Source organism: Kaistia sp. SLG-1 (genome assembly GCF_059699055.1).
Window position 1 is genome coordinate 4,767,272 of the sequence record NZ_AP048544.1, and the last position, 15,100, is coordinate 4,782,371.

At 66.8% G+C, this 15,100-nt stretch carries 16 protein-coding genes and 1 tRNA gene; 4 read left to right on the top strand and 13 right to left on the bottom strand.

Translation table 11 applies throughout. The features are described from left to right. Positions 1 to 7 precede the first annotated feature (7 nt). The 7 genes from bioD to AC6HZP_RS22170 all read right to left on the bottom strand — a co-directional run bounded on the left by bioD (position 8) and on the right by AC6HZP_RS22170 (position 6,565). A complete protein-coding gene (bioD, locus tag AC6HZP_RS22140) occupies positions 8 to 682 on the bottom strand; it encodes a dethiobiotin synthase (RefSeq protein WP_497524568.1) in 675 nt (224 codons plus the stop codon). Beyond that, on the bottom strand, positions 679 to 1,695 hold the full coding sequence (bioB, locus tag AC6HZP_RS22145; RefSeq protein WP_497524569.1) for a biotin synthase BioB: 1,017 nt from the start codon (positions 1,693 to 1,695) through the stop codon (positions 679 to 681). Before bioB ends, bioD begins: the two co-directional genes overlap by 4 nt. After that, positions 1,692 to 2,258: a biotin transporter BioY gene (locus tag AC6HZP_RS22150; protein ID WP_497524570.1), complete on the bottom strand. Its 567-nt coding sequence runs from the start codon at positions 2,256 to 2,258 to the stop codon at positions 1,692 to 1,694. Before AC6HZP_RS22150 ends, bioB begins: the two co-directional genes overlap by 4 nt. A gap of 89 nt (positions 2,259 to 2,347) precedes the next feature. Next, a complete protein-coding gene (locus tag AC6HZP_RS22155) occupies positions 2,348 to 3,016 on the bottom strand; it encodes a GntR family transcriptional regulator (RefSeq protein WP_497524571.1) in 669 nt (222 codons plus the stop codon). 218 nt (positions 3,017 to 3,234) lie between these two features. Continuing rightward, positions 3,235 to 4,119: an aldose 1-epimerase family protein gene (locus AC6HZP_RS22160; protein WP_497524572.1), complete on the bottom strand. Its 885-nt coding sequence runs from the start codon at positions 4,117 to 4,119 to the stop codon at positions 3,235 to 3,237. After that, complete coding sequence (locus AC6HZP_RS22165; RefSeq protein ID WP_201401096.1) at positions 4,116 to 5,090, bottom strand: ABC transporter permease; 975 nt, start codon at positions 5,088 to 5,090, stop codon at positions 4,116 to 4,118. Before AC6HZP_RS22165 ends, AC6HZP_RS22160 begins: the two co-directional genes overlap by 4 nt. Then, positions 5,090 to 6,565: a sugar ABC transporter ATP-binding protein gene (locus tag AC6HZP_RS22170; RefSeq protein ID WP_497524573.1), complete on the bottom strand. Its 1,476-nt coding sequence runs from the start codon at positions 6,563 to 6,565 to the stop codon at positions 5,090 to 5,092. The genes AC6HZP_RS22165 and AC6HZP_RS22170 overlap by 1 nt, the downstream gene beginning before the upstream one ends. Positions 6,566 to 6,799: 234 nt before the next feature. Between AC6HZP_RS22170 and AC6HZP_RS22175 the strand changes: the two genes are divergently transcribed. Then, the gene (locus AC6HZP_RS22175) at positions 6,800 to 7,633 is read left to right on the top strand and encodes an IclR family transcriptional regulator (protein WP_497524574.1); all 834 of its coding nucleotides are present in this window, start codon (positions 6,800 to 6,802) and stop codon (positions 7,631 to 7,633) included. A gap of 64 nt (positions 7,634 to 7,697) precedes the next feature. On the opposite strand, the gene AC6HZP_RS22180 is transcribed toward AC6HZP_RS22175, so the two are convergent. The 3 genes from AC6HZP_RS22180 to AC6HZP_RS22190 form a co-directional block, all read right to left on the bottom strand. Beyond that, entirely contained in the window at positions 7,698 to 8,666 is a 969-nt protein-coding gene (locus tag AC6HZP_RS22180) for a substrate-binding domain-containing protein (protein WP_497524575.1), read from the bottom strand. 71 nt (positions 8,667 to 8,737) lie between these two features. Beyond that, positions 8,738 to 9,523 (bottom strand): SDR family NAD(P)-dependent oxidoreductase, encoded by a 786-nt coding sequence (locus tag AC6HZP_RS22185; protein WP_497524576.1) that lies wholly within the window; start codon positions 9,521 to 9,523, stop codon positions 8,738 to 8,740. Positions 9,524 to 10,265: 742 nt separating this feature from the next. Then, entirely contained in the window at positions 10,266 to 10,814 is a 549-nt protein-coding gene (locus tag AC6HZP_RS22190; protein ID WP_497524577.1) for a TetR/AcrR family transcriptional regulator, read from the bottom strand. A 112-nt stretch (positions 10,815 to 10,926) separates the two neighbouring features. On the opposite strand from AC6HZP_RS22190, the gene AC6HZP_RS22195 reads away from it, so the two are divergent. Further along, positions 10,927 to 11,718 carry an SDR family NAD(P)-dependent oxidoreductase gene (locus tag AC6HZP_RS22195; protein ID WP_497524578.1) on the top strand — a complete coding sequence of 264 codons (792 nt, stop codon included), beginning with the start codon at positions 10,927 to 10,929 and terminating at the stop codon, positions 11,716 to 11,718. A 121-nt stretch (positions 11,719 to 11,839) separates the two neighbouring features. Here the strand turns inward: AC6HZP_RS22195 and AC6HZP_RS22200 are convergent, their stop codons facing one another. After that, positions 11,840 to 12,214 carry a hypothetical protein gene (locus AC6HZP_RS22200; protein ID WP_497524579.1) on the bottom strand — a complete coding sequence of 125 codons (375 nt, stop codon included), beginning with the start codon at positions 12,212 to 12,214 and terminating at the stop codon, positions 11,840 to 11,842. A gap of 483 nt (positions 12,215 to 12,697) precedes the next feature. Between AC6HZP_RS22200 and AC6HZP_RS22205 the strand changes: the two genes are divergently transcribed. Continuing rightward, positions 12,698 to 13,342 (top strand): class I SAM-dependent methyltransferase, encoded by a 645-nt coding sequence (locus AC6HZP_RS22205; protein ID WP_497524580.1) that lies wholly within the window; start codon positions 12,698 to 12,700, stop codon positions 13,340 to 13,342. Positions 13,343 to 13,477: 135 nt separating this feature from the next. On the opposite strand, the gene AC6HZP_RS22210 is transcribed toward AC6HZP_RS22205, so the two are convergent. Continuing rightward, positions 13,478 to 13,562 (bottom strand) — tRNA-Leu (locus AC6HZP_RS22210). Positions 13,563 to 13,761: 199 nt separating this feature from the next. Between AC6HZP_RS22210 and AC6HZP_RS22215 the strand changes: the two genes are divergently transcribed. Further along, on the top strand, positions 13,762 to 14,265 hold the full coding sequence (locus tag AC6HZP_RS22215; protein ID WP_497524581.1) for a disulfide bond formation protein B: 504 nt from the start codon (positions 13,762 to 13,764) through the stop codon (positions 14,263 to 14,265). A 3-nt stretch (positions 14,266 to 14,268) separates the two neighbouring features. On the opposite strand, the gene AC6HZP_RS22220 is transcribed toward AC6HZP_RS22215, so the two are convergent. Further along, positions 14,269 to 15,084 (bottom strand): TrmH family RNA methyltransferase, encoded by an 816-nt coding sequence (locus AC6HZP_RS22220; RefSeq protein WP_497524582.1) that lies wholly within the window; start codon positions 15,082 to 15,084, stop codon positions 14,269 to 14,271. Between the last annotated feature and the right edge of the window lie 16 nt (positions 15,085 to 15,100).

Here is a 15,100-nt window from a genome sequence, read left to right on the forward strand (position 1 = left end):
CGACCTGTTACCGGAAGGACACGGATCCGGCCGCCTGATCGGAGACTTCGGCGATCGCGTCCGCAAAATCGCTGACCCGGAACGCGGCGGCGAAAGCCTCCCGCAACGCCGGCGCCGTCAGGGACGCGAGCCGAGGCAGGCGGCCGAGGATGCGGACCTGCCCGATCCCGGCGATCGCCCGCGCCGTCTCGGGCTCGTCGTCACCGATCAGGGCGACGCCGAGCACAGGCGCGCCGCGATGGCGAAGCGCCTCCAGCGACAAAAGCGTGTGGTTGATCGTGCCCAGCGCGGTGCGGGCGCAGAGCACGACCGGCAGGCGCCAGCGGGCGAAGACGTCGCCGAAGGTCACGCTCGACGTCAGCGGCACCAGGACGCCGCCGGCCCCCTCGATGACCAGCGGCCGTTCCGAGGCTGGCGGCGTCAGCCGATCGACGTCGATCGCGATCCCCTCGATCGCCGCCGCATGATGCGGCGACCGGGGGGCGCTGAGCCGATAGGCCTCGGGCAGGATCCGGTCCGGCGTGACCTCGCCCAGCCGGGCGACGGTCTCGCTGTCGGTTTCCTCGTCGAGACCCGCCTGGACTGGCTTCCAGTAACAGGCGCCGAGTGCTGCGGTCAGCCCCGCCGCGAACACCGTCTTGCCGATGCCGGTATCGGTTCCGGTGACGACGAGGCGCGTCACGGCCCCGCAACCGGCACGATCCCCGTCCGCATGCCCAGCTTCGCCAGCAGCGCCGCATCCGCTTCGCGCTGCGGATTGCCTGTCGTCAGCAGAACGTCGCCGGTGAAGATCGAGTTGGCGCCCGCGAGGAAGCAAAGCGCCTGCGTCTCGTCGCTCATCGCGTGGCGGCCGGCGGAGAGGCGGACCACGCTTCCCGGCATCAAGATCCGCGCCAGCGCCACCAGCCGCACGAAGGCGATCGGCTCCACCGGCTCGCCCTTGTCGAGCACCGGCGTCCCCTTGATCTCGTTCCACATGTTGAGCGGAACGCTTTCCGGATGCCGCTCGAGACCGGCGAGGATCACCAGCATGCCGATGCGGTCGTCGATCGTCTCGCCCATGCCGACGATGCCACCGGAGCAGACCTTGATGCCGCCATCGCGGACATGCGCCAGCGTCTCCAGGCGATCGTCCATCGTCCGCGTCGTGATGATCTCGGGATAGAATTCCCGCGAGGTGTCGATGTTGTGGTTGTAATAGTCGAGCCCGGCCTCGCCCAGCCGCTCGACCTGCGCCGGCGTCAGCATGCCGAGGGTGACGCAGGTTTCCAGCCCCATCGCCCGGACGCCGGAGATCATGGCGCAGACCTGCTCCATGTCGCGGTCCTTCGGGCTCCGCCACGCGGCGCCCATGCAGAACCGCGTCGCCCCGCCGGCCTTGGCCTTGGCCGCCTCGGCGAGCACGCGCTCGACCGCCATCAGCTTGGTCGCCTTGACGCCGGTATCGTAGCGAGCGCTTTGCGAGCAATAGCCGCAATCCTCGGGGCAGCCGCCGGTCTTGATGCTGAGCAGGCTCGCCGCCTCGATCGCGGTCGGATCGAAGTTCTGCCGATGCAGGGTCTGCGCCCGGAACATCAGCTCGGGAAGCGGCAGGTCGTAGATCGCCCGCGCCGCCTCGCGCTCCTGGTCGACGGTCGCACGCTCCGGGACAATCGCGGCCGGGGCGGCGGCGACGGATGTCTCCGCGGCTCTCATCGGCCGATCTTTCCGATGAAGCGAGCCGGAACCAGCGCCGCGCCGAAGGCGACCATGGCGATGTTGACGAGATCGCCGAGGATGAACGGCGTGAAGCCGAGCGCGATCACCTTGTCGGCCGGCACGAAGAGCGCGAGCCAGGGCAGGCCGACGGCGTAGGTGGCGGCGAGGCCGGCCAGCATCGCGACCGTGCGGCCGAGTGTCTTGCGGCCTTCGGCGAGCGCGCTGGAGAGCCAGCTCGCGGCGAGATAGCCGAGGAGATAGCCGCCGGTCGGCCCCATCATGTAGGCGAGGCCGATGCCGCGCTCGGGCGAATCCGAGAAGACCGGAAGCCCGGCGGCGCCGACGGCGAGATAGCCAAGGAAGGTCGCAAAGGAGAGCCGCGGCCCCGTCGCCACCGCGATCGCCATGACGGCGAGCGTGTGCAGCGTCATCGGCACCGGCCAGGACGGGATGTGGATCTTGGCGCAAAGCGTGATCAGCGCGATGCCGGCGACGATGACGGCGAGCGGGCGCGTCAGCGTGCCGGCCTTGCGGGCCGAGAGGGCGAGGACGGAGTTCATCGAGGGATCCTAAATTATAGATAATATAGAAGTCTATCTATAATAGAATCCACAAACCCGTCCGAGTCGCAACCCGCTATCGATAATGATCAGCCTTCGATAGCAAAAGCCTCGCGGACCTTGCCGCCCGCCGCCGTCACCGGACGACGGCCGATCCACTGGACATGGCTGGCGAGGGTCGTGCAGGCGAGATCGACCTGGCGACGGCGCAGGGCGGAGAGAATGGCGCGATGATCATGATCTGTCCGCGACTCCCAGTCCGAACGCCAGGCGGCGAACAGGAAGCGCGCGCTGGCGGCGTGCAGGTCGTCGATCGAGGCGAGCAGGCGCGGCATGCCGCATGGCGAGAGAATGAGCTGGTGGAAGCGGCGGTTTGCCTCCTCCCACGAGCGGACATCGCGCGAATTATCGCCGGCTTTCGTGGCTTCCTCGGCCTCGTCGAGGATGGCGGCGGTCAGATTCGGCGCGGCCTGGCGAAGCGCCAGCACCTCGAGCGCTGCCCGCATTTCCGCCACCTCCTTCACCTCGGCCAGGTTGAAGGCGGCGACCCGAACGCCGCGGCGCGGCTCGCTGACGGCAAGCCCCTGCGCTTCCAGACGGCGGAAGGCCTCCCGGACGGGCACATGGCTGGCGCCGAACTCCTCGGCGATATGATCCTGGCGCAGGCGCGAACCCGGCTCGATGTCGCCGGCGATGATCCGTTCGGCCAGCGTGCGGCTGATGCGAACGGCCAGCGTGTCTTCTCTGGGCTTTCTCATCGTTTATAGATAATTTCTCGGATGATGGTTGTCGATCACGTGATGCTGCGACGACGTAGCCGGAAATGCGCTCCGGAACAGCAATCTGCCACTTCCAAAGCCCCGGCGCCAAAGCTTTCCCGGCACTTAGCTAAGCTGGCTCTCGTTGCCGGCGCAGCGTTGCCGATTTGCGACGCTTGCCGATTGAGCGACCGGCCTGGCGGGAAGGGTCGACCTCCTCATGCCCACCCGGGCGCGTCGACGCCGCAACGGATCGCGATGCCTCGCGTCGCGCTCTCGCCGGAACGAAGATGCAGAACGCCCGGCATGTCGAAGAACTCGCCGTCAAAGCCGACCGGGGCGTGATGGCCCTGCCACGGCTCGATGCAGAGGAACCCCGCGCCCGGCAGGGTCCAGATGCCGAGATGCGGCAGCCCCTCGAAATCCACCGCGATGCCGGGATCGCCGGGCCTGCCGAGCCAGACCGCGCGACTTGCCGGCCGGTCGAACACCATCGCGCCGACTGCGAAGAGATCGTCGGCAAGGCTCAGGACGCCATCCGGCGCCGGCGGCCCGCCGGCCGGCGGCGCGAGGCGCCCATCGACGATCCGTCGGATCGGCGCCCGCTCCGGCCTTTCGAAGCGAAGCTCATAAGCCGTCCGATCCGGCCCCGGCGGCCAGACGAAGGCCGGATGGAAGCCGAGCGACGCCGCCAGGGCCTGCTCGCCGACATTCGTCACGGTGGCGGACTGACGAAGCGCGCCATCCGCGAATCCGAACGTGACATCGAACCGGAACTCGAACGGATAGATCGCCCGCGTCGCCGCATTCGCCTCGAGCCGGAGCCGACAGGAATGACCCGTCGCCTCAACCAACTCGAACTCGGCCTCCGGCGCGAAGCCGTGCTGCGGCATCGGGAAGGTTCGGCCCTGATGCCGGATCTGGTCGCCAGCGGCGCGGCCGACGACCGGGAACAACACCGGCGCGCGGCGATCCCAGAATGCGGGGTTGCCATCCCACATCCATTCCCGGCCGGTCGGATCGACGAGCGAGAGCAGCTCGGAGCCGCGCCGACCGATCTCGGCCCGGAAGCCATCCGCCGCGATGACGACCGGCGCCGTCACCGCAGCCGGTCCAGGATCTGGTTCAGCAGCACGGCGCCGAGGATGATGCCGCCGCGCACGACATACTGCCAATATTCGGAGACGTTCATCAGCGTCATGCCGTTGGCGATGCAGCCGAGGAACAGCACGCCGAGCAGCGTGCCCCAGACGCGGCCCTTGCCGCCGAACAGGCTGGTGCCGCCGATGATGGTCGCCGAGATGACGTCGAGCTCCATGCCGGTCGCCATCGTGCCGATGCCCGAACCCACCTGCGAGGCGAGCAGGATGCCGGAGAGCGCGGCAAGCGCGCCGGTGATGGCGAGTGCCAGCGTCTTGGTCAGCGAGACGTCGATGCCCGAAAGGCGCGCCGCCTCGGCATTGCCGCCGACCGCATAGATCGCGCGGCCGAAGCTCGTGTATTTCATCAGGAAATGCATGGCCGCGAAGACGGCGAGCAGGACGTAGACGGGGAACGGCACGCCGAAGAGATTGCCGGCGCCGAAGAAATAGAACCAGGACGGGAAGCTCGGCATCGGGAAACCGCCGGTGACGAGATTGGCGATGCCGCGGATCGCCGTGAACAGCGCCAGCGTGGTGATGAAGGTCGGCACGTTGAACCACTGCCGGATCTTGCCGGTGAACACGCCGGTGCCGAAACCGATGGAGAGCGCCACCAGCGTGCCGATCGCCACGGCGGCGACGCCACCGATCGAGTCCATGTAGGCGTCGCAGAACCAGGCGACGACGCAGCCGGCGAGCCCGGCCGTCGCGCCGATCGACAGGTCGATCTCGCCGGAGATGATCACCGCCGTCATGCCGAAGGCGATGATGCCGAGCATCGACACGGTGCGCAGCACGTTGAAGAAGTTGCCGACCGTGGCGAAGCCCGGCGCAAAGGCGATCAGGAAGACGACCAGGATGAGGAGGATGACCTCCATCGCGTAGATCTTGAGGCTGGTCGCGCCGATCCGCGACATGACAGCGGTCGACATTATGGCGTCCCCTCCATGCAGATTTTGTAGAGCTGAGCGAGCGTGATGTCTTCGGGAAGAACTTCCGCGACCATGCGGCCGTGATACATGACGATGATGCGATCGGCGACTTCGAGCACTTCTTCCAGCTCACTGGATACGAAGATCGACGACAGGCCGCGCTCGGCCTTCTGCCACATGATCTCGAAGATCTGCTGCTTGGCCTGCACGTCGATGCCGCGGCTGGGCTCGTCGAAGAACATCACCTTCGGCTCGGTATTGAGCCAGTTGCCGATGACGATCTTCTGCTGGTTGCCGCCGGAGAGCGACGAGACCGGATCGAGCGGATGCGGCACGCGGATGCTCAGATCCCTGATCTGGCGGTCGACGAAGGGCTGCTCCAGCCGGCGGTCGATTAGGCCGTGCCGGGCGATGCGCTGGAGGCTGGCGAGGCAGAGATTGTCGTGGCTGGACAGAAGCTGCACCAGCCCGACTTCCTTGCGGTTTTCCGGCGTGTAGCCGAGGCCGCGCCGCTTCATCCTCTTCGGCGACGGCCGGACGACCGGCTCGCCGTCGAAGACGATGTCGCCGCGATCATAGGGATCGGCGCCGAAGATCGCCCGCAGCACCTCGGTCCGACCTGAGCCGAGCAGGCCGGCGAAGCCGAGGACTTCGCCGCGATAGAGCTCGAACGAGACGTCCTCGATGGCGCCGGCGCGCTCGAGATTGCGGACCGAGAGCACGGGCCGGCTGCGGTCGACGTTCCGCCGGGCCGGGCGCTTCGCCATCGACACGTCGCCGAACATCATCTCAACGATCGAGCCGGAGGTCGCCTCGCTCATCTCCGTCGCGCCGATGAAATGGCCGTCGCGCAGCACGGCGCAGGTATCGGCGATGGCGAAAAGCTCGTTCATCCGGTGCGTGATGTAGATCATCGTCACGCCCTTCGCCTTCAGGCGGCGGACGAGCTTGAACAATTGCTCGACCTCCGGCGCCGCCAGCGCCGAGGTCGGCTCGTCGAGCAGCAGGATCGAGGGCGCGAAGGACATCGCCTTGACGATCTCGACCGCCTGTTGCTGGCCGACGCTCAGCGTCTCGACCAGCGCGCGCGGATCGAGATCGAGCCCCATATCGGCAAGCAGGGCGCGAGCGTTGGCGTGCAGCGTCTGCCAGTCCACCACCGAGCCGCCCATGACGCGGCGATGCGGCAGGCGGCCTAGATAGATGTTCTCGCCGATCGACAGCGAGCGCACGAGCGACAATTCCTGATGCACGGTGACGATGCCGGCGGCATAGGCATCGCGCGGCGCCTCGAAGCGGACGTGCTCGCCATTGACCCAGAGCTCGCCCAGCGTCGGCTGGATGGCCCCCGCCAGCATCTTGACCAGGGTCGACTTGCCGGAGCCGTTCTTGCCCATCAGCGCATGGATGCGCCCGGGCTCGAAACGGTGCGAGAAGCGGCCCACCGCGACCGTCGGTCCGTAGACCTTGGTCACGTCCCTGAATTCGATTGCCCCCCGGGCCATAGGCTCGTTGCTCCAGCGACTGGTTTGGCATCATCGAGCGCAGTCCCAAGCACGCAGACGCGGGCTTTCGTCCCCCGTCCGCCTCCAGGCTGGGCGCTCCTCCCGACGGGTCGTTGAACGACCTCTTGTCTGTTCATATTTGGATATTTATAGTTCAATTAAGAATGATACGGGCAAAAGAAGGCGTGTCAATGCGGTTCGGCAATGGATGAGACGACGAGCGCAGTTGAGGCGGACGCCTCGGAAAAGCACAGGATCCCCGTCATCGACCGGATGATGGAAATCCTCGAACTGCTGGAGTGGCGGCCGCAGGGCTCGACCATCCGCGAGCTGGTTTCGGCAAGCCGGATGCCGCGCACCACCGTCTACCGCATCCTCAACACGCTGCAGAGCCACGACGTCGTGCGCCGGTCGGCGGCTGGCGCCTACACGCTGGGGCCACGCCTGCTGTCGCTGTCGTCCCGCGTCGCCGTCGACAACCCCGGCTATGACCTCGGCGCGATCGCCCTGCCCTTCCTGGAGACGCTGACCGACGAGATCGGCGAGAGCAGCAAGGTCTCGGTATTCGACAACGGCACCACGCTGGTGCTCGCCAGCACGCAGGGAAAGCGCGAATACGCGTTGATGGTCACGCCGGGCCAGAGCCTGCCGCTGCATGCCGGCGCCGCCAGCAAGGTGTTGCTGGCGCACCTGCCGGAGGCGGAGCGCGAGGCGATCGTCAACGGACCGCTGCAGGCCTTCAACGGCCGCACCTACGCCGAGCCGAAAAAGCTCCGCGCCGAGCTCGCGAAAATCGCCCGCCAGGGCTGGGCGGCGGACCGGGGTGAGTTCTCGCCGAGCGTTCATGCCTTCGGGGCCCCGATCTTCGATTCGGCCGGACGCTGCGTCGGCGCGCTGAGCGTGCCGTTCCTGGCCGGCGCCGACCCGGAGAGGCTGGAGATGATCCGGCGGCGCGCCATCGCCACGGCGACGGCGATCGGCGCCGTGCTGCCGGTCAAGGCGCGCGCCGCCGGCAGCGTCGACAGAGAGCCCGCCTGACCGTACGGGATCCGCATTCCCGGCGACGAACCGGGAATGCGGAATCCAGATCGAAGGGTCCCGCCTATTTCAGGCTCTTCCATTCCTTCTTGAACGCCTGGACCGCCTCGGGATCGGTCCGCGTCAGGCCGAGGACCTTGACGTTGGCGGTCTTGTCGACGGGCTTGCCGTCCAGGATCGCGACCGCCGCGTCGAGCGCCTGCGCCCCCATCACGAAGGGCTGCTGCGCCGTCACCGCCTGCAGCACGTTGTCGTCATCGAGCAGGAAGTTCGCCAGCTGCTCCGAGCCATCGATGCCGAAAACGACGATGTTGCCCTGCTTGCCGGCATTGCGAACGGCCTGTACCGAGCCGACGGTGCCGCCTTCATTGGCGCCATAGAGGATGTTGATGTCGGGATTGGCCGTGATGAGGTCGCCCGCAACCGCCACGGCCTTCTCGGCCAGCCATCCATCCTGCTGCGCCACGACGGTGATCTCGTTGCCACCGGCCTTGGCCGCCTCGAGGAAGGAGTTGGTGCGCAGATCCGACACCTCGGCGCCAAGCGCGCGGAAGCCGAGCGTCGCGATCTTGGCCTTGCCGCCGAGCTTCTCCTTGATGTATTTCGCCGCCGCCTCGCCGGTCGTGCGGCCGAGATCGGCCTGGTTCGAGCTCAGGTCCGCGTCGACGAAATCCCAGCCGAGGTTGAAAGTGTTGTAGGCGATGATCTTGACGCCTTTTTCCGAGGCGCGCCGCAGCGCCTGCTCGGAACCCTTCGGGCTGATCGGCGAGATCACGATCGCCTTGACGCCACGGGTGACGTAGGTGTCGACCAGCGACTGCTCCTTCTCGGGCTTCGAGTCGGAATTGGCGAGGAGCAGCTCGACGCCGGATTTTTTGGCAGCGGACTTCATGCCGGATTCGATGCCGTTGAAGAACTGGTCCTGCTGGAAGACGATGCCGGCGATCTGCTTGTCGACCGCCTTGGCGGCCCCTCCGAAGGCGATGGCCGTGGCAAGTGCGGCCGAGGCAAGCATGAGATCACGACGATTCATGGTTTCTCTCCCTGTTTCCACGTCGCGACGCGGCGCGCGTGGTTTTGTTGATCTTTCATCCAACAACGCACTTACGAACCGTCGGAACGTCCGAACGGGATCTGCAGGATCAGCCCACCATCGACAGTCAGGGTGTGGCCGGTGACATAGGCGGCATCCGCCGACGCCAGGAACGCGAAGGCGCCAGCGACTTCCTCCGGCGTCGCGACGCGGCCGATCGGGATCGTCGCGTTGGCGCGCGCCCGCTCCCTGGGATCGGCAAGTCCGGGATTGAGCGGCGTGTCGGTGCCGCCCGGCGCCACGGCGTTCACGCGGATACCGCGCCCGGCATATTCGAGCGCCAGGGTACGCGTCATGTTGCCGATAGCGCCCTTCGAGGCCGAGTAGCTCAGAAATTCCGGCTTCGGCATCCACTCGTGCACGGAGGTCGTGTTGATGATCGAGCCGGGCTGGCCATGCGCCAGCCAGTGCGCGATCGCCGCGCGCGAGCAGAGGAACGTGCCACGCATGTTGACGCCGATGACGCGCTCGAAGGTCTCGAGGCTCAGCTCGTGCGTCGGGGTCTGGATCTGGATGCCGGCATTGTTGACGAGGACATCCAGCCCGCCGAGCCCGGCGATCGCATTGGCGACCAGGCGATCGGCGGAAGCCTCATCGGAGACGTCGCCCGCCACCACCAGATGCGGACCGATGGCCGAGGCCTTCATCGCCGCGACCCTGGCGACGAAGGCGGGGTCGGCATGACGGTCATTCAACGCGACGCGCGCGCCCTCCTCGGCGAAGCGCTCGGCAACGGCGCGGCCGATGCCCTGCGCCGCGCCGGTGACGAGAACGCGGAGATCCCGAAGCCCCCGCATGTCAGAGCCGCCCCTGCCGGTTTTCCGACCGGCCGGGTCGCAGGCCATTCCCGCCGCCGACATTCGTCCCGCCGCTCGCCGGGACGGCGGCACGGCCAGCGCAATCGATTCTGAGCTTCATTCGGCACCTTCTCGCGCGTCTCTCCCGATCGTCGATCGCGACGACCGCCGTGGCGGGGGCCGATTGGTTCGGCCCTCCTTCGTGAACCGATCCGGAGATGCCCGATGAAGCGTTGGCGCGCTTATCCGACTCCAGATCGGTTCATATTTGAACCAAAGCAATTCTGATATGAAGTCTATGGTCAAGTCGAAGCGGCGGTCAAGGCTCGCCGATGGTGCGGCGCGGCCGGTGCGACGCGGGAAAGACGCGGAACGGAAAGGCGCGGGATCGACCGCCGAACCGGCCCGCGAACGGGCGTGGCGAAGCGCGGCGGACCGCTTGGGCGGAGGCCGTCGTCCCGGTGCAAGGAGTTGCAGGGCCACAGGACGCGACCGGCTAAAGCGATGCGCCACATCGGAGATTGACGTAAGGTGAGGTGAATGTATCCTTGGCGGGCAATCTCAGATCAGCCCCTAAGCCGAACTGGCGATTGCACCCGCCGGCGACCTGCCAAGCTTGCCGGCGGGCCTCTTCATGTTCCGACGGCCGGCGGAAATGGCGCGCCAACTCATTGGCGACGCGCCGAAGCGCGCGGCCCGTTTCCCGGAACGCGACCATGCCTCCGATGGCGAATGCGGCCGGCTAGGCGCGCAAGAACGAGTCGGTCGCTTCCAGGATTTCCTTCGACAATTCTTCCGAATCGGCGATGCGGGCCAGCACCATCGCGCCGATCATCGCGGACCAGCTGCCGATGGCCGCGACGCGCCGCTCCCGCTCGTCGTCCCCGGGCGCGGTCTGCGCGAAAAGCTCGATCTGCCGGCGCATCGCCCCCGTCAGCACGTGGCGGGTGTCGCCGGGCGCCCGCGCCATCTCCGGACCGAGCGCCGCGAAGACGCAGCCCTGGCCGGGCGAATCACAGTGCTCGGGCCGGAGATAGAGCTCCGCGAAGGCTTCGAGGTCGATGGGGCGGTCGGCCGGCCGATTTTTCGGATCCAGGATCGCGGCCATCGTCTCCGTCACCAGCTCCTGCTTGCTGGCGAAGTGTCGCGGAAATCCGCCATGCGTCAGGCCGGCCGCCTCCATGACATCCGCCACCGTCACGCCGTCGATGCCGCGCTCGCGGAAGAGCCGCGCCGCCGCCGCGACGATCGCCTGCCGGCTCGCCGCCTTCTTCTCCTGACTGGTTCCCATGACGAAATCTCCTTCGATTTCGAAAACTAGATGACAACGATCATCCAATCAACTAGATGATGATCATCATCCTGATTAGGATGCGTCCTCCCCTCTCGAACGGAGAAGTCCGATGTCTGTTGCCCTAGTCACGGGAGCTTCAAGCGGCATAGGCGCCGTCTATTCCCGCCGCCTTGCCGCTCGCGGTTACGATCTCGTTCTTGTCGCCCGCGATACGCAGCGCCTGAACGCGCTCGCCGCCGAGCTCCGCGCCGCCCATCCCGTTTCGGTCGAAGTCCTGATCGCCGACCTGACGGAGGCGGAACAGCTCGAGCAGGTCGGCGCGCGGCTCCGCTCCGATCCGCCGGTCGATCTTCTGGTCAACAATGCCGGCGCCGGGCTGCGAGGCAGCTTCGAAACCGCCGATCCCGTCGCCATGGAAAAGCTCCTGAAGCTGAACGTCGGTGCGCCGACCCTCCTCGCCTCCGCGGCGCTCAAGGGCATGGTCGCGCGCGGCACGGGCGCGATCATCAATATCGGCTCTGTCGTGGCGCTGGCGCCGGAGCGTTTCCCGGGCGTCTACGCGGCGACCAAGGCCTACATGCTGACGCTCTCGCAGGGTCTGGCCGCCGAAGTCGGCCCCAAGGGCATCTATGTCCAGGCGGTTCTGCCCGCCGCGACCCGCACCGAGATCTGGGAGCGCTCGGGCATCGACATCAACCAGATCCCCGGCATGATGGAGGTCGACGACCTCGTCGACGCGGCGCTGGTCGGCTTCGACCGCCGCGAAGCCGTAACGATCCCGCCCGTGCCCGAGGCCGCGGCCTGGGAGGCGTTCGAACAAGCCCGCTTCGCCTTGGCATCGGGCTTCGGCAACGCGACACCGGCCGCGCGCTATCGCGTCGAGACCGCCCCGGCCGAATAGCTGTCCTGCTCGGCCCCTGCGGGATGAAGCGCATTGCGTTCGGCTGCGCCGATCAGCCCAGCCTCATGTCGTGACTGCAGGATCGGCGGGCGGAGACCCGATCCCCGCCCGCGAAGCGCGCCTAGGAACGGAAGCGCCTGACGTCGACGACCTCGCCCGTGCGAGCGCTGACGGTCACGCGCATGTCACGTCCGCGGAAGTCCGTCCCGCGCACGATCCAGACATTGCCGCGCTGGCTGACATTGAACACGTCGGCAAGGCCGGCGCCGCGCGCGATGCGGCGCGCCTCCCTCGGCCCGACGCCCCGGTCATACTCGCCCCGGTCATATTGCTGCCCCCGGTCGTACTGATCGTAGCGTTCATAGCCGCGATCGTTCTGCGGCATGACATGCACGCCGTCCTGGTCGATGGTCACGCCCTGGGCGGAAGCCGAGTGCGGCACCATGCCGACGGTGACCGCGAAGAGCGAGGAAGCAAGCAGAAGCCGGAGTTTCATAGCGATCCTCCTGATGGCCTGATCGGCTCTCCCACCCGCCGCGATGAAACGAAAACGCCCGACCCGCGGCGGCAGTTCCAGGCAACTGCCGGCAGTCGCGCGGGTCGCGCTTGCGCAGGCTGGAGAGGATGCGGGCAAATTGTTACAGATCACCCGCAGCAACGCGCAACCGCGCGCAGGCTAAACGATCTAGGCCGCGGGGAGAAACCGCTGAAGTCCGATAATTCTTGCCTCCTAAGCGCCAGCCACAACAAGGTTGGCGATATTAGCAAAACAGCCTTCCGGAACACTGCACCTTATGCCGAGCACTAGACAGACCGCAGTGACCGTGCGAGCGTGACCTGTCTACTGAGCCGCTATTGCATTCCATAGTTGTTATTTTCAAGACTACAGTTGAGTCGATTGGCCCATCGGAGTTCTCCGCAGGCATCGGCCCAACCATATCCAAGGCACCGCAACGCGCGGAAAGGCAGGGAGATTTTAATGACAAGCCGCACCCGGGAAATAGCGCTCCAGGAATACATGAACGCGCTGCCGAATTTGCACACCTGGGATGACGGCGCGACCTGGAACACCGGCGGCTTCAACCGCGACCACCTGGAGAAGGTCATCCAGATCATAACGCAGCGGTTCCCCACGGCTCGGATCATTGAAACCGGGGCCGGGAATTCGACAATCTCGTTCTTGTTCTGCTGTCCCTCAAAACTCGTATCCATCTGCCCCGAACCAGATTTGTTCGGCCGCATCAAGGAATACTGCGCATCGAAGACCCTTGATGACAGCGCCTGGGAACCGATCGAGGGCTTCTCTGAAACTGTGCTTCCCGACCTCGCCAAGGATACGGCGAACCTCTTTGACTTCGCCCTCATCGATGGCCACCACGGATGGCCGCTGGTCTTTGTCGATTTCTGCTATCTCAATCAGATGCTCCGCCAGGGCGGGCTTCTGATGATCGACGATATCCAGCTCCACAGCGTCCGCGAACTTGCTAATCTGCTGCGGGAGCAACCGGGCTTCACGCTCGCCGCCGACCTCGGCAAGGCCTTGATCTTCGAAAAGACGACGTCGGATCGCGGGCTGCCCGAGTGGAATTCCCAGCCCTATATCGTGAGGAATTCGGCCGGTTAACCCGGCTGCGGAAACGCGTCGGAAGGCCCTGCCCGTCCCGGCTCCTTGGCGGCATCCACCATCCAGCAGGGATCGCGACCCGCAACCCGCCGGCTGGCAACAGAACGCTGTACGTCATTTCTGGAAAAGAGAAGGTGGTGCGGGCGGTCGGAATCGAACCGACACTCCTTTCGGAACCGGATTTTGAGTCCGGCGCGTCTACCAGTTCCACCACGCCCGCAAGTGCGGGCGCTCGGCCCGCGACGGCGCGACTATAATCAGGCTCGCGGCAGAAGCAACGGCGTTTTCAGCCTTTTCCCGCGCGCCGGCTCGCGACGCCGCCCCGGTTCGCTCGCCCACGCGGATGTGAATCGCCGGGCCGTCGACAAGCCCGACATCGCCGGGCTAGAAGCAGGCGCCCCGATCAAAGCGAGATATCCATGGCCGATAGCATCCCGACCCGCCGCTTGCCGCTCGCCCTTTTCAGTTTCGTGATCGGCCTCGCGGCGATCCTCGGCGCCTGGGGCTTCCAGATCTTCGGCGGCTACGCGCCGTGCAAGCTCTGCCTCGAGGAGCGCATTCCCTATTATCTCGGCCTGCCGGTCCTGCTGGTCGCCATCCTGTTGCTCGCCGCCGGCAAGTTCGAACGCCTCGCGCGCGTCCTGCTGGTGCTGGCGGCGCTGGCCTTCCTCGTCGGCCTCGGCCTCGCCATCTACCATGCCGGCGCGGAATGGAAGTTCTGGCTTGGCCCCGCCGATTGCGGCGGCGGCACCGCGACGACAGGCAATGCCGGCGACCTGCTGGCCCAGATCGGCAAGACGAAGGTGGTGAGCTGCACCGATGCGGCGCTGCGCGTCCTCGGCCTTTCCTTCGCCGGCTGGAACGTCGTCGTCACCGCCGTCATCACCGCCGCCCTGCTCGGCGCCGGCCTGCGCAAGGGCTGAGGCCTAGGCCTCGTCGGCCGCCGCCTGCGTCAGCTGGTGAAGGACGATGCCGCTCGTCGTCGCGACGTTCAAGGAATCGACGCCGGGCGCCATCGGGATCCGGACCGTCAGCGTGCGGGCGAGGACCGCCGCGTCGAGGCCCGGACCCTCGGTGCCGAACAGGGCCGCGACCCGCGCCGGCCGCTTCACCTCGGCAAGCCGGATCGCGCCCTGCGGGCTCAGCGACACGGCCTCGAAGCCATGCCGCGCGAGGAGCGCGACGACATCCTCCGAACGGTCGAGCCGCGCATGCGGCAGGGTCAGCGTGTTGCCGACCGAGACGCGGATGGCCTTGCGGTAGAAGGGATCGCAGCAATCGGCATCGAGCAGCACCGCCTGCGCGCCGAAGGCGGCGGCGTTGCGAAAGATGCCGCCGAGATTGTCGTGGTTCGAGATCCCCATCAGCACGACCACCAGCGCCCGCCCGTCAATGCCGGCGAGCAGTTGATCGGCCGAGGGCGGCGGCGCGCGATGGCCGAGCGCCAGGATGCCGCGATGGATATGGAAGCCGACGATGCCGTCGAGCACGGCCTGGTTCGCGACATAGACCGGCACGTCGTCACGAAGGCGATCGAGGATCGGAGAAAGCGCTTCGACGCGCTTCTGGTCGAGCAGCAGCGAGACGGGCTGGTGGCGGGGCGACTGCACCAGGGTCTGCAGCACGACTTCGCCCTCGGCGATGAAATGATCGTCGCGGCCGACCAGGTCGCGCTCACGAACATCGCGATAGGGCGCAATGCGGGGGTCGGCGGGGTCGGTAATGGGAACGAGAAGCGGCAAGAGCTCGACGAAGGTT

Bases quoted from the DNA above. Each gene is read 5' to 3' on its own strand.
- bioB (WP_497524569.1), bottom strand. From the start codon at position 1,695: ATGAGAGCCGCGGAGACATCCGTCGCCGCCGCCCCGGCCGCGATTGTC.
- AC6HZP_RS22150 (WP_497524570.1), bottom strand. From the start codon at position 2,258: ATGAACTCCGTCCTCGCCCTCTCGGCCCGCAAGGCCGGCACGCTGACG.
- AC6HZP_RS22155 (WP_497524571.1), bottom strand. From the start codon at position 3,016: ATGAGAAAGCCCAGAGAAGACACGCTGGCCGTTCGCATCAGCCGCACG.
- AC6HZP_RS22165 (WP_201401096.1), bottom strand. From the start codon at position 5,090: ATGTCGACCGCTGTCATGTCGCGGATCGGCGCGACCAGCCTCAAGATC.
- AC6HZP_RS22175 (WP_497524574.1), top strand. From the start codon at position 6,800: ATGGATGAGACGACGAGCGCAGTTGAGGCGGACGCCTCGGAAAAGCAC.
- AC6HZP_RS22180 (WP_497524575.1), bottom strand. From the start codon at position 8,666: ATGAATCGTCGTGATCTCATGCTTGCCTCGGCCGCACTTGCCACGGCC.
- AC6HZP_RS22185 (WP_497524576.1), bottom strand. From the start codon at position 9,523: ATGCGGGGGCTTCGGGATCTCCGCGTTCTCGTCACCGGCGCGGCGCAG.
- AC6HZP_RS22190 (WP_497524577.1), bottom strand. From the start codon at position 10,814: ATGGGAACCAGTCAGGAGAAGAAGGCGGCGAGCCGGCAGGCGATCGTC.
- AC6HZP_RS22195 (WP_497524578.1), top strand. From the start codon at position 10,927: ATGTCTGTTGCCCTAGTCACGGGAGCTTCAAGCGGCATAGGCGCCGTC.
- AC6HZP_RS22200 (WP_497524579.1), bottom strand. From the start codon at position 12,214: ATGAAACTCCGGCTTCTGCTTGCTTCCTCGCTCTTCGCGGTCACCGTC.
- AC6HZP_RS22205 (WP_497524580.1), top strand. From the start codon at position 12,698: ATGACAAGCCGCACCCGGGAAATAGCGCTCCAGGAATACATGAACGCG.
- AC6HZP_RS22215 (WP_497524581.1), top strand. From the start codon at position 13,762: ATGGCCGATAGCATCCCGACCCGCCGCTTGCCGCTCGCCCTTTTCAGT.